Origin of the sequence: Shewanella vesiculosa (assembly GCF_009994065.1) — a bacterium.
GTDB classification, from domain to species: Bacteria; Pseudomonadota; Gammaproteobacteria; order Enterobacterales; family Shewanellaceae; genus Shewanella; species Shewanella vesiculosa.
Genome location: NZ_JAACSD010000004.1, coordinates 522,281 through 535,589, shown reverse-complemented (window position 1 = coordinate 535,589; position 13,309 = coordinate 522,281). Strand labels below are relative to the sequence as shown.

General features: G+C 41.4%; 11 protein-coding genes. 10 read left to right on the top strand and 1 reads right to left on the bottom strand.

What is annotated here, in order from left to right; translation table 11 throughout:
- Positions 1-35 precede the first annotated feature (35 nt).
- Positions 36-2,231 carry a primosomal protein N' gene (priA, locus tag GW828_RS04610; protein ID WP_182755585.1) on the bottom strand — a complete coding sequence of 732 codons (2,196 nt, stop codon included), beginning with the start codon at positions 2,229-2,231 and terminating at the stop codon, positions 36-38.
- 81 nt (positions 2,232-2,312) lie between these two features.
- Here priA and GW828_RS04605 point away from each other — a divergent pair, with 81 nt between their 5' ends.
- The 10 genes from GW828_RS04605 (at position 2,313) to mshL (ending at position 13,294) form a co-directional block, all read left to right on the top strand.
- Positions 2,313-3,104, top strand: a complete 792-nt coding sequence (locus GW828_RS04605) for a FimV/HubP family polar landmark protein (RefSeq protein ID WP_182698938.1) — start codon at positions 2,313-2,315, stop codon at positions 3,102-3,104.
- Positions 3,105-3,393: 289 nt separating this feature from the next.
- Positions 3,394-4,644, top strand: coding sequence for a FimV/HubP family polar landmark protein (locus GW828_RS04600; RefSeq protein ID WP_273057785.1), 1,251 nt, complete (start codon positions 3,394-3,396; stop codon positions 4,642-4,644).
- A 138-nt stretch (positions 4,645-4,782) separates the two neighbouring features.
- Complete coding sequence (gene rpmE / locus GW828_RS04595; protein WP_011639173.1) at positions 4,783-4,995, top strand: 50S ribosomal protein L31; 213 nt, start codon at positions 4,783-4,785, stop codon at positions 4,993-4,995.
- Between the two features lie 466 nt (positions 4,996-5,461).
- Positions 5,462-6,709, top strand: coding sequence for a malic enzyme-like NAD(P)-binding protein (locus GW828_RS04590; RefSeq protein WP_182741426.1), 1,248 nt, complete (start codon positions 5,462-5,464; stop codon positions 6,707-6,709).
- 201 nt (positions 6,710-6,910) lie between these two features.
- Positions 6,911-8,821: an RNase E specificity factor CsrD gene (gene csrD, locus GW828_RS04585; protein WP_182723549.1), complete on the top strand. Its 1,911-nt coding sequence runs from the start codon at positions 6,911-6,913 to the stop codon at positions 8,819-8,821.
- 318 nt (positions 8,822-9,139) lie between these two features.
- Positions 9,140-10,021, top strand: a complete 882-nt coding sequence (locus GW828_RS04580) for a biogenesis protein MshI (RefSeq protein ID WP_259395326.1) — start codon at positions 9,140-9,142, stop codon at positions 10,019-10,021.
- The gene (locus GW828_RS04575) at positions 10,018-10,638 is read left to right on the top strand and encodes a fimbrial assembly protein (RefSeq protein ID WP_182723547.1); all 621 of its coding nucleotides are present in this window, start codon (positions 10,018-10,020) and stop codon (positions 10,636-10,638) included. The genes GW828_RS04580 and GW828_RS04575 overlap by 4 nt, the downstream gene beginning before the upstream one ends.
- Positions 10,635-11,291 (top strand): MSHA biogenesis protein MshJ, encoded by a 657-nt coding sequence (locus tag GW828_RS04570; RefSeq protein WP_182698942.1) that lies wholly within the window; start codon positions 10,635-10,637, stop codon positions 11,289-11,291. The genes GW828_RS04575 and GW828_RS04570 overlap by 4 nt, the downstream gene beginning before the upstream one ends.
- Positions 11,272-11,598: an MSHA biogenesis protein MshK gene (locus tag GW828_RS04565; protein ID WP_404717048.1), complete on the top strand. Its 327-nt coding sequence runs from the start codon at positions 11,272-11,274 to the stop codon at positions 11,596-11,598. Before GW828_RS04570 ends, GW828_RS04565 begins: the two co-directional genes overlap by 20 nt.
- Before the next feature lie 13 nt (positions 11,599-11,611).
- Positions 11,612-13,294: a pilus (MSHA type) biogenesis protein MshL gene (gene mshL / locus GW828_RS04560; RefSeq protein ID WP_273057786.1), complete on the top strand. Its 1,683-nt coding sequence runs from the start codon at positions 11,612-11,614 to the stop codon at positions 13,292-13,294.
- Positions 13,295-13,309 lie beyond the last annotated feature (15 nt).

Here is a 13,309-nt window from a genome sequence, read left to right as displayed (position 1 = left end):
GTATAAGGTCGGTTTACTTCCCGTACAGCAGGCGATTACATCAAATCCTGTGGGTCACGATCGATACTCCAGCGACAACGTTTACTTTCTGGTATTTGTTCAATAAGCGCTAAAACCCGTTCAAATTCGGTTTGTAAACGCTGCCGACTTTTGGCTTGCAGTATTAATTGGCGGCGGTATTTGCCTGCTTTACGATCAAGCGGTGCCGGAATCGGACCAATAATTTCAAAGTCTTTATCTTGGGGGAGTAGTTCGCTAGTGCGTGTTAAAAAAGCATCAGCATCTTCAGCTAAATGTGCTTCAGCGCGAATTAATACCATGTGCCATGCCGGTGGTAATAATGCTTGTTGACGTTCTTTTAGCTGACTACGAGCAAACTCACCATAACCGCGCTTCAACAGGTCGCGCAAAATTGGGTTATCACTTTGATGGGTTTGCAGGAGTACTTTACCGGGTTTATCAGCGCGGCCAGCACGGCCCGATACTTGGGTGTATAGCTGGCCAAATCGTTCTGGTGCGCGAAAGTCTGCACTAAACAGGGCGCCATCAACATCAAGTAAACCCACTAAGGTGACATCAGGAAAGTGATGACCTTTTGCCAGCATTTGTGTGCCAACGAGGATTTTATATTTACCCATGTGTATGCCTTGCAACTGCTGCTCAAGTGAACCTTTACGCCGCGTGGTGTCGCGGTCTATTCGCACTACAGGATATTTGGGAAACAGTTTTACGATTTCTTGTTCCAGTTGCTCGGTACCTAAACCATGGCCCATTAGCATAGTGCTGCCGCATTGGTGGCATTGGCGCGGAATAGCGTATTGATTACCGCAATGATGACAACATATTTCGTTTAAGCCCTGATGGACGGTAAAAAAGGCATCACAGCGATCACATTCATGTAAATGACCACATTCATGACACAGTAGCGCGGGCGCAAAACCACGGCGGTTTAAAAATAGCAGCACCTGATTACCCGCATCAAGGTGCATGCGCATTTCGTTAATTAATGATGCTGACATCCCCGCTTTTAGGGGTTGCGAAGTAATATCAATAATACCTTGTTTCACTTTTTGCGCTGCGCCAGCGCGCTCACTTAATTCAAGGTGATGATAGCGTCCGGATAAGGCATTTTGTAAGGTTTCTAATGATGGCGTTGCTGAACCTAAAACCACCTGAATATCTTCAAGGTGTCCCCGCATTACGGCTAAATCTCGGGCGTGGTAGCGCACACCTTCTTGTTGTTTAAAGCTACTGTCATGCTCTTCATCAAGAATAATTAACCCAGGAAAAGCCATAGGAGTAAAGAGTGCTGAGCGAGTGCCAATAATAATTGCCGCTTCACCGACACGAGCCTGACGCCAAGCTTCTAGGCGTTGATTATCGGTTAGGCCCGAATGGATCACGGCGACATTGACTTCGAAACGGCGTTTGAAGCGATTAATGGTTTGCGGGGTTAAGCCTATTTCAGGCACAAGAATGAGCGCTTGTTTACCTTGTTGTAAAATAGTCTCAAGCAAGGCTAAGTAAACTTCAGTTTTGCCTGAGCCAGTAATCCCTTCTAATAAAGTGCAATGAAAACCTTGCTGCTGAGTGAGTACAGATACTGCGACAGCTTGCTGTTTGTTAAGCTTGTGGGGTGATTCATTCATGATCAGTTGTTGACGCCAACTTAGATCATGGCAGAGCACTTTTTCTTGCCGTTCAATCCAGTGTTTTTGTTCTAATGCTTTTAATGCCGCCTTGCTTAATTGTTGAGTGGTGAACTCATCATGGCTGATGGGATTTGCCAGCAATAACTCGTGCAGTTTTTTCTGTGCCGGAGCGCGTGTTAATACGCTAGGGTCAGCATTGCGTCCTTGCGGGCTTAAATGATATTCAACCACGGCTTGTGGCGTTGCTTCTAAGCCTTTTCTCAATGCCACTGGCAGCGCTTGACTGAGCATTTGCCCTTGAGTGGTAAAGTAATATCGGGCGGCCCACAGGGTTAATTTATATAGCGAATCAGGTAGCAATGGGGCATCATCTAACACAGCTGTAACAGATTTTATTTGATGGGGTGCCAAGTCACAGCTGTCTGTAATTGCGGTTATTAAGCCAATGAGTTGTTGAGAGCCAAACGGTACTTTTACCCTAAGTCCTATTTGTAATCCCGCTTGCTGCTGGTCTTTTACGCGGTAACTAAAGTTTCTGCGTAATGGGACGGGTAAGGCAACTTCAACAAACACGGGCATAAGGTTTCATCATTTTCAATTCTGTAGTGGATTGCGGATCAGTTTACCTCTAAGTGTCATCAAAGAGATAGGGCAACATATATGCGTAAAGGACTTATTGAGGCTATTATCCTAGGGTTTGGATTATTGAGCTATATTGCTACTGCAATGGCTCAAGTTAATCATGTCAGTATTAATAGTCGTCAATTTGAAGTAAATCATTTACCGCAATTAAAAGTTAATGTGGTGGCACAAAATGATGATGTGTCGCGATTAGGATTTTATATCCGCCAGTTAGAGAATAACAAGGTTGAGCAGCAAAAGTTAACGGTGCAGGCCATTAATCGCTTTTTACTTCAACTTAATGGTAGCGAGATCATCAGTGACTCAAATGCGCAGTTAATTATTACTGAAGCCACTTCGACAGGAGCGGTCACCTTGGCTGTTGTGGCTATTTTTGATGCGCCATATTCGCTCAATGGTGCAAAGATAGCGGTCAACAGTGAACATCGGCCAATACCTGACGCTAATCTGCCAGTAATGAGTACTTCCAAACATCAGCAAGTTGATCATCGCGTGGCTCAAGTGCCATCGGTGCCATCATCAACTATTGTACCTACTCAACAAGTTAACTGTTTGCTTGAACGTGATAATAGTGACACCTTATGGCGAATAGCTAATCGTTATAAACAACAGTGGAATACGAGCGTTTACGGTGCGATGTTAGCTATATTTGAGGCGAATTTATTGGCATTCTCTAAGCAAAAAATCCACTTGTTACTTAAAGATGTGCCATTGAATTGCCCATCAACAATGATTTTGGCGCAATATGATAATAAAGCGGTCGACAAAAAAGTATTCGAGGCGATTGAGGCAAAACATGCCAATCAATAAGTTTGATGCTGATCATCTGTGATAAAAACGCTTATGTAGTCGAGTATTTGCTCTTTCTGTCAGTAATTAGTTGCAGCAGATTATGTTAGTTTATATAGTTGCACATGTTAATATTTGTGATGTTAGGCATTTTAAAAATTAAAAAAGTAAACAATAATAATAAATTACAGCGTGATAAACGTAGCATTAACACTTTAACAATCAGTGTATAAATGCACAAAGTATCATGGTTTTTACAGCGTAACTGTATGCTGTATGGAAGCGGTTTATAATCGAAAGGATTGTATTGATGAAACGCGTTAAGATGCTAACAATATTAGCATTACTTGCATTTAACAGTATTTCAACTGTGATCGCTGAAGTCAGTCATATCAGTATTGATACCATTCCATTTGAAAGTGGCCAAACACCTAAATTAACCGTGAATGTTATAACCGATCACCATGATTTATCGCGGCTGACGTTTTACTTACGCCAAATTTATAAAGATAATATCGTGCTAGAAAAGCTCGATGTTGAGCGACGTGATAATGATGTTTTTGTATTAACAGGCACTGAAAAAGTTCGCGATCAAGATGCGGCATTAATTGTATCGGAATTTCGTAATGCTAAATGGCTGCAATATTCCCCTGTAGCTTTATTTTCTCAATCTGTTGTCCAGAGTAAACACCAGCCGGTAGCCATTAAAACGATGAAGTCGTCTGCGACATTATCGACATTAAAACCTACGCCAATAAGTCACCAGACCAGCGTTACACCTCAAGTCGCGACAACGCAAAGAAATCTGAGTGATTGCCAGATTAATCATTTAGCGAGTGATACCTTATGGAAAATAGCGGTGCGCTATCGTAAGCAATGGAATTCAAATATCTACGGCGCAATGCTTGCCCTTTATGAAACCAATCCATCTGCATTCTACCAAGATAAAATTAGCCAATTAAAAGTCGGGAGCGCATTACGTTGCCCATCAGTAGAGATGCTATCGCGCTATCAAAATGTTGCTGCAGATAAAGTAACATTTGATAATGTAGTGGCCAGCCAAGGCGATAAGTCTCAACAAGTATCACCTTCAGATTTGCCTGTTACTGCATCCATGGAGATGCCGCAAGCAACACAGATCGATGATTCGCTTAATGCCGACAGTAAAGAATTAGAGAGTAAGCAACTGCTGGCTGCCATTCATGAAACTCAAACGCTGCCTCAGCCAATTCTGGTTAATGTTGAAACCAAGATGACACTAGCCGAAACCGATCGGCAAAGTCCTGCACTGAACAAGTCCTGCTTACTTGATAAATTGCCTCAAGATACCTTATGGCGGGTTGCTGATCGTTATTACCGACAATGGCAAATCAGCGTATTTGGTGCGATGCTGGCGATTTATGATGCCAACCCCAATGCGTTTGCTAATCAGAAAATATACTTACTGATGTCTGATAGCCGTTTAAAGTGCCCATCTGAGGAGATTGTGCAGCAATATCAAAATTCATCTAATGCCCAAGCTACTTATGATGAGCTAGTGTTGTCGCACAAGTCTTCCTAGTACTGTGTAGAAATTCTACTTGTTTGTGTACCTGAGACCCTGTATTATTCCGCGCCTAAAACATATTGTTATTAACTGCATGTGGTGCTCAACTTCGGGTTGGGAGAGCGACATGGCCTTCAATTTAAGGTACTCCAAATGAAAACAGGTATACACCCAAATTACGCTGAAATTACTGCAACTTGTACTTGTGGTAACATCATCAAAGTGAACTCAACTGCAGGTAAAAACCTACACTTGGACGTATGTGGTGCATGTCACCCATTCTACACTGGTACTCAGAAAGTTGTTGATACTGGTGGTCGTATTGACAAGTTCAACAAGCGTTTTGGTATGCTTGGTAAAAAGTAATTGCATTGCAATTGACTTGAATAAGGCGCCTTCGGCGCCTTTTTTATTTTCTACAACTAGCATAATTCCATTTCTTAACCTGAGTTATCCTAAAATAGTGTTGTGCTGAGGCGGAAACTAATTTTTTAGTAGTAAACAATGTAAAAAAGCATAAACAGAGCTTTATTGTTATTTAGACAAAATAAACTGCAAATATCGTCGTCTTTATCCGTTTATTATCGTAAATCTTGTTATTTTCCTACACTTTTAACTTATTGATTTATATATATTCATATTCAATTAGTTAGATTAATAAAACCTAGCCTCTATTCTTACTCACAACACCTCCTATCATTGAGTTTTTGATTTATATCGTTTGAGTATTAGCGTATTGTTATTAAAATTTTAGAGGGTTAGCAAGGTGCTAATTGATGGGCTCCCTACATCATCCTCTCCGTCATATATAGCGTATTTCAGGATGTATACAATGTCAGATATTCGTCAACAAGCTCTGGATTATCATGAATTTCCAGTACCAGGAAAAACGGCTATTTGCCTAACTAAACCTGCTCAATCAAGTCACGATCTTGCTTTAGCATACAGTCCCGGTGTTGCAGAGCCTGTTAGAGAGATCGCTTCTAATCCTGAAAATGCTTATCGATATACCAATAAAGGTAATACCGTTGCGGTTATAACCAACGGCACTGCTATTTTAGGGCTAGGGAATTTAGGTCCATTGGCGTCAAAACCTGTGATGGAAGGCAAATCATTACTATTTAAACGTTTTGCGAATATTGATTCGGTTGATATTGAAGTGAAACATCGCACCACTGAAGACTTTATCAATACTGTTGAGTCGATTGCCGATACGTTTGGTGGCATTAATTTAGAAGACATCAAGGCGCCTGAATGTTTTGAAATTGAACAAGAGCTGATTAAGCGCTGTAATATTCCTGTGTTTCATGATGATCAACATGGCACCGCTATTGTTACGGCTGCAGGTATGTTGAATGCCCTCGAAATTCAGGGCAAAAAAATTGACGATGCTATCTTTGTTTGTTTAGGTGCCGGTGCTGCTGCCATTGCGTGTATGACAATGATCGTTAAATGTGGTGCATTACGTGAAAATGTTTATATGCTCGACAGACAAGGCGTTATCCATACCCGCCGTGAAGATTTAAATGAATATAAAGCCTTATTTGCCAATAATACCGATAAACGCACTCTGCAGGATGTAATAAAAGATGCCGATGTATTTTTAGGGTTATCGGGGGCGGATTTATTAACCGCGGATGATATTGCGTTAATGGCACCTAATCCGGTGATTTTTGCCTGTTCAAATCCTGATCCTGAAATTAAACCTGAATTAGCTCATAACATTCGTAAAGACCTCATTATGGGTACGGGTCGAAGTGACTATCCAAATCAAGTCAATAATGTATTGTGCTTCCCGTTTATCTTTAGAGGTGCACTTGATGTGCGCGCTGCGGTCATTAACGATGAGATGAAGTTAGCGGCTGTTTATGCTATCGCAAACCTCGCGAAAGAGCCGGTTCCAGTAGAGGTATTGGCTGCTTATCCCAATGTGTCATCGTTGAGCTTTGGTGCTCAATATGTGCTGCCAAAACCAATGGACCCAAGATTATTGCCGCTGGTTGCTCGAGCAGTATCGCAAGCTGCGATTGATTCTGGTGTGGCTAAAATCACCACATTACCGACAGAATATAAGGTATAAGCTGCTCGGGACTGGGTATCTGCTGCTGCTCTGAGTCTGAATGAATTCATCGCATGATTAACGTAAGGGGCTTGGCCCCTTTTTTTTAGCTATCATACCCGTATAAGTAAAAACGATTAGTGAACTTGTTGGCACAATGGTTATACTGGATGAAAATTAACTTGTTAATAAAATAAGTAAATCCAGCAGGATAGCGGATAAATGAAGCTTACCAAGATCCTTACCAAAAAACTGACTAGCTTTTGGCTGCTTTCATTGGCTGCGGTGGCCTTTGTGTTTTTACTGTGCGCGGTAATGGGTTTTACTCAGTTAACCTATACTTTTCAGCAGCAGAAGGTGGCTGAATTAGAGACCATGTTAGTTGCTGACTATCAACAACATGGCAATAAACAATTTTCTACTTGGTTACCCCCTTTACTGACTGCTTATAAGGCGGTTGATTTTTCCTTGTCGCATAACAGTCAATTAATTTATCAATTTCATCATGAGCAACCCTCTGCATCTAAAAGCAGTTTAACTCTTTATAAAAGCTCGCTAAGTAAAGGGCAGTTACTCATGACGATGACTTTACCGCCACCATTTTCGTTACGTAATTTTGGCTGGCATGAGCTCGTTATTCTGCTTATTGGTTTTACTAGCATCGGTTTTTTTGTCCGCTTTGGTTACGGTTGGTATTCCAGAGAGCTAGATGGGATAGAGCAACTCGCCCAGCGCAGTAAGCTCATTCTCGATGGTCATTTAAAACAAGCTGCCGATGTACCTACTAACGGTAAGCCTCGAATGATTAATCGTGCCATCAGTAAATTACTTGCAGAACTCGATGATGCTCATAAAGAACGCGGCCGTTTAGATCAATTTATCCGTAAAGATACTTTTTTAGACAAACAAACCCAAATTGGTAATCCTATATTTTTTCAAAACCGTCTTGATGGATTAAGTCACCACCAGAAAATGGTTGCCCATGGTGTATTGATGCTCATTGAGTTTGATGATGTTGATTTAGTGGAAGACCAATTCGGTGAAGGTGGCGTTAAGGCCATGCTTTCATTGACTACAGAAGCCATTACAGCGGTATTAATGCAATATGAAGACAGTATTTTTGCGCGGCGTAGCTACTCACAATTAGCCATTGTTGTACCACAGTTATCTTTGCTTGAAGCCGATCAGTTAGCACAGCGAATACTCAAAACCTGCATCGCATTGCCTTTTTATGGCATTGGTAATCCTGATAATTTCTTTCATTTAGGGTGTGCTTTTTTTAAAGCTGGCGATCTACAGTTACAGCTTGTTGAAGAAGCTGAGATGGCCCTCCGAGCGGCACAACTTCAACGAGTTAATAACTGGTTCATGTACGATAAAGGTGCACTCGATGAGCAAATCGCCAAAGGCTCTGTTCGATGGCGCAGTTTTATTGAAAATGCATTGGTATCAAAACGATTTTTCACCTTACAACAAGCCATTGTAGATAGTGATAATCAAATTATGCACTATGAGATTTTTAGTCGTGCCCGAGATTTACAGGGTAATGATGTGCGCGCCACTCTGTTTATTCCAATGGCTAATAAATGTGGATTGATGCCGCAGATTGAGCGACAAGTATTGGAACAAGTACTTTTTAGGCTAATGTCTGACAATACATCAAGCTACAGTATCAACTTGAGTCTTGATAGTTTGACCAGTAGAGCATTTGTTCGCTGGTTACAATCGACTTTATTAGAGCATCGACCCTTAGCCGCGCGACTGATTTTTGAGGTGTCTGAAGACATTATTGTTAAAAATCAGGAAAATATCTCACTAGTTAAGACTCTGGATATGCTGAGGAAAATGGGCGCTAAATTGGCTGTAGATAATGTTGGACAATCTGTTGTCGGGACTCACTATATTCAGGAGTACCATTTTGATTTAGTGAAATTACATCGCTCTATTGTACGCCGAGTCCATCAACGTTCCGAGAATCAATTATTCATCCGTAGCCTGATTGGCGGCCTTTATCGAGCCGAAGTGAAAGTGATTGCTGAAGGCGTTGAATGTTTCGAAGAATGGCAAACGTTAAAAATTCTCGGTGTAAGTGCTGCACAAGGCGAGTTTTTAGAGCAAAGATCTGAAGTTTAGGTGTTAAAATGCTATGTTTGCTGTAATTGATTGGCCTTATACCTTGTTTATCAAAAGATTACTCTCTATCTTAAACGTATATACACTTTGTTAATATATGGCTTAGTTGTTATTTATTTGTTGTTTTTGCGTTATTATAGCTTGATTTTTTATCGATGTGACTGGTGACACTGGCAATCAAGGTTAAGCAGATTGCCTTAACGTTAGATGCTTAAATAGTAGAGTTATCGTGTCGTTTTTTGATGACATGTCTCTAATACCAATTCTATGAATGAGTGATGTTACACACTTAATATGTTAGCGAATATGGGCAACGCAATGAACAATGGTTTTTTGAGTAAACTCGCCTTTTGGCAAACATCAGAGTTGATGGGTAGTGTCGGCGTATTTATCGCTGATAATTCATTGTGGGCTTGTAAACTCCAACAAGGCCAATTAGCACCTGTTATTAGCCAGTTTTCAGTACCAAAAAATAATTGGTCTCAAGCCTTTGAAGCACTAAAAAGCCAGTTTGGTCGAGTTCGAGTGCAATTAGTGCTGTCACATCAGTATTATCAATTGTTACAAGCTGAAAAACCGAATGTTGAGCCAGATGAAGTGACTCAAGCGTTGATCTGGTCTGTGAAAGATATGGTGTCAGAACCTGTGGCCAATATCCATTTAGATTATTTTGAGTCTAGTTTTATTGTCAGTTCAAAAGTGAATGTCGTGGTCAGCAGTCGACAGTTTCTAGCTCAATTAGCCAGTGCTTGTGATGCCAATGGATTAGACGTTGCTGGTATCAGCATTGAAGAGTTGGCATTAAGCCATGTTTTAGTTAACGACAATATGGCCCACATGCTGGTGGCTCATTTGCCTGAGCAAGAATTGTTGTTATTAATTGTTAAAGCTGGCGAAGTATTGATGCAACGTCGCGTCAGAGGCTTTAATCATCTGAATAAAGCAACTTTAGAAGAGTTGAAACATGGCTTAGCCGATAATCTCAGTTTGGAGATCCAACGGTCTATGGATTATTTTGAAAGCCAATTACGTCAGGCACCTGTGGGATCCATTAGCATATTGGCAGATGGTGACAATTCATCATTAGCTAATCTCGTTGGTGCTAACTTTAATCAAAAAGTGCTTGCCGTTGCCCACGACGGCGTATCGAACTTACTCGCTCAGTTAGCGTTACAGGAATTAACGCGAGGTGAAGTGTGATAAAAACCGCGGTTAATTTATATAGCACTGATCTACTGCCTAAAAAACAAAAGCTAACCTTTGCAAGAATGATGTTGGCTTTGGGCTTATTCTCAGGATGCTGTGCACTACTTTATGCAATTGGTCTGTGGCATAGCCATGATTTGCAAACCTTAAGTGAGCAGGTAAGCAGAGAGAGAAATCGTTTAAATGATCAAAAGACTCAGCTAGAACTACAAATCGCTGCTCGTCAGCCTGATGCGAACTTAGTTGCAAAGGTCGAGCTTGAACAACAGCGCTTAGATCTTAAAAAACTGTTAAAAGATGAGCTAAGTCAGCGCAATACTCTGATTAGTCAAGGTTACTCCCCAATGTTAACCGACTTGGCAGCAGTGGCGGATGCCAATGTATGGTTGAGCCATATTACCATTGAACAACAAGATACTGATGTTCAGCGCATTGAGTTTGAAGGTTATGGGCGTAATCCACAGAGCATTCCACTGTGGATAGATAAACTAAAAACCACTTCAACGCTTAAGGGGTATGCGTTTTCAGCGATGACAATGGATCGCGGCGAAGCACAACCACTGGCGTTTAAATTAATCAGCCAGCCCATTGCTAAGGAGCTCGCACAATGAAGCAGCAATGGCTTGTATGGTCGTCAAAATTTAATGAGTTAAGTCAACGTGAGCGTACATTGATTATGTTCGCTTTATTTGTTGTGGTCGGCATGCTGTTGTTTATGCCATTAGAGTCGGTTTGGAAGCAGCAGCAAAGCTTGCAAACTCAGCTTAAAGGATTAGCACAAGAAAATTCAATTTCCTTACAACAAGTGGCTCTCTATGAAGAGCGTTTACAACTTGACCCTAATCAAGATTATCATCAACGGCTAAAGTTGATTACTGAACAAATGCAATTAGTTGATGCTGATCTTACTGAACAAATGGTTGATATGGTTCCTGCGGACTACATGCCAACAGTATTAGCTAACCTGCTGGGTAATGTTAAAGGTGTATCGCTGATTTCATTTGCTTCCATAGCGCCTAAAGCCTTATTACAAGTGGGCGATGGCAGTAAAGTTAACCTTTACAGCCACGGTATTAAGCTGACGTTACAAGGCGACTACTTCGCGATTTTAGCGTTTATTAAAGCCGTTGAAAGTATGCCTGATAAATTGTACTGGAAACGTTTAGATTATCGTGTTGAATCTCATCCAGATGCGTTAGTTGAATTAGAACTTTACACACTGAGTGTGAATAAGGACTTTATCAGTGTTGCAAAACAAGATTAATGCCATGGCGTATGCATCCTGCCTAATGATGCTATTAATGTCAGCGGCGAATGCACAAACATTACGTGATCCGACCCTACCGGGTCAGGGGTTTGTGGCTGCGATAACCAAAACCGATAATCAATCTTTAGTGTTAAACAGTATTGTCAGCGGCCAGAATACCTATGCGGTGATTAATAACATCATTCTGTCGGTGGGTGACACAGTTAGTGGCAGTGGCTTACGAGTATCAAAGATTAATAAAGACTACGTCACCTTGTCAGATGGACGAAAACTTCAACTATTTAAGTCGATAACAGAGCGATAGGATAAGAATAAAAATGAATGTGATTAAATACGTTACTCCTCTGATGTCGCTGTGCTTAGTTGCTTGTCAAACGACGGATAGACCTGATCCACAAACCGCAAAAGCAGCCTTGAATGAGTCAAGACAACAAGCTGCAGCGGGTCAAACTATTATGCCACCCCCAGCGGCAATGCCTGAAGATGTTCAGCGTGAGCTTAATGGCGATAATACACTGGGCCAAGCGGCAAGAGCCCTTCCCGCTGAGCGTCGTATTGACGTATCAGCAAACGAAGTTGATGCCAGAGTATTTTTCCCCAGCTTAGTCAAAGACACCCCATTAAGTGTGGCGGTTCATCCGGATGTGCAAGGCAACATTTCATTATCATTAAAAGCAGTCACCTTGGCAGAGGTTATTCAAGTCGTTGAAGATATTTACGGTTATGAAGTTAAGCGTGAAGGGCGTATTTTACGTGTTTATCCCGCGGGAATGAGAACCGAAACTTTTCCCTTAAATTATATCTATATGCAGCGTGAAGGTTTGTCATTAACCTCCGTGAGCTCAGGGCGCATTTCAGACCAAAATAATAATTCAAGCAATGGCAGTAATGGCAGTAACAATAGTAATAGCAGCAGTAACAGTAGTAATAGTTCAAATAGTAATAGTGGCAATGGTAATGCTAATAGCAGTGATAATACTAATGGTACTTTTATTCGCTCAACCACTAAGACGGATTTCTGGGGTGAATTACAAGCCACATTAATGTCTATCATGGGTGAAACCGGTGGCGGGCGACAAGTTGTAGTCACTCCTCAAGCCGGTCTGGTTACCGTTCGAGCTTTTCCTGATGAGTTACGACAAATTCGAAGTTTCTTACAAATAGCAGAAAGCCATCTGCAGCGCCAAGTCATTTTAGAAGCAAAAATTATTGAAGTAACCTTATCGGATGGTTATCAGCAAGGGATCCAGTGGGAGAATGTCTTAGGTCACGCTGGTAATACCAACATTAACTTTAGTACTTCAGCAGGACAGGGGCTAAGTAATGCGATTACGTCTGCCATTGGCGGAGTAACATCGATTAATTTCACTGGAAGTGATTTTAGTTCCATCATTAATTTGCTCGATACTCAAGGTGATGTAGATGTGCTGTCAAGTCCTCGAGTCACCGCATCGAATAACCAAAAAGCAGTGATTAAAGTCGGTAATGATGAATACTTTGTCACGGACGTTTCATCCACCACAGTGGCAGGTACTACTCCGGTGACCACGCCACAGGTTGAACTCACGCCATTTTTCTCTGGTATTGCTTTGGATGTGACCCCGCAGATTGATGAAGATGGCAATGTCATACTGCATGTTCATCCTTCGGTGATTGATGTGACCTCACAAACCAAAGAGATTAAAATCAGTGATTCAACCTTGGAGTTGCCATTAGCGCAAAGTGAGATCCGCGAATCGGATACCGTTATCCGCGCAGCATCTGGTGATGTGGTCGTGATTGGCGGGTTAATGAAGAGTGAGAATATTGAAACTGTGTCTAAAGTACCATTTTTAGGTGATATTCCTTTTCTGGGTGAAGCATTCACCAGCCGCAGTAAATCTAAAAAGAAAACTGAATTGATTATTATGTTAAAACCAACCGTGGTCGGTGGTGACACATGGAAGGACGAGTTAAAGCGCTCACAAGATTTGATTGAGCGTTGGTATCCTTCAAAGTAGTGATCGTTCACGTTT

Coding starts and splice junctions, on each gene's coding strand:
- priA (WP_182755585.1), bottom strand. CDS start 2,231: ATGCCCGTGTTTGTTGAAGTTGCCTTACCCGTCCCATTACGCAGAAAC.
- GW828_RS04605 (WP_182698938.1), top strand. CDS start 2,313: ATGCGTAAAGGACTTATTGAGGCTATTATCCTAGGGTTTGGATTATTG.
- GW828_RS04600 (WP_273057785.1), top strand. CDS start 3,394: ATGAAACGCGTTAAGATGCTAACAATATTAGCATTACTTGCATTTAAC.
- rpmE (WP_011639173.1), top strand. CDS start 4,783: ATGAAAACAGGTATACACCCAAATTACGCTGAAATTACTGCAACTTGT.
- GW828_RS04590 (WP_182741426.1), top strand. CDS start 5,462: ATGTCAGATATTCGTCAACAAGCTCTGGATTATCATGAATTTCCAGTA.
- csrD (WP_182723549.1), top strand. CDS start 6,911: ATGAAGCTTACCAAGATCCTTACCAAAAAACTGACTAGCTTTTGGCTG.
- GW828_RS04580 (WP_259395326.1), top strand. CDS start 9,140: ATGAACAATGGTTTTTTGAGTAAACTCGCCTTTTGGCAAACATCAGAG.
- GW828_RS04570 (WP_182698942.1), top strand. CDS start 10,635: ATGAAGCAGCAATGGCTTGTATGGTCGTCAAAATTTAATGAGTTAAGT.
- mshL (WP_273057786.1), top strand. CDS start 11,612: ATGAATGTGATTAAATACGTTACTCCTCTGATGTCGCTGTGCTTAGTT.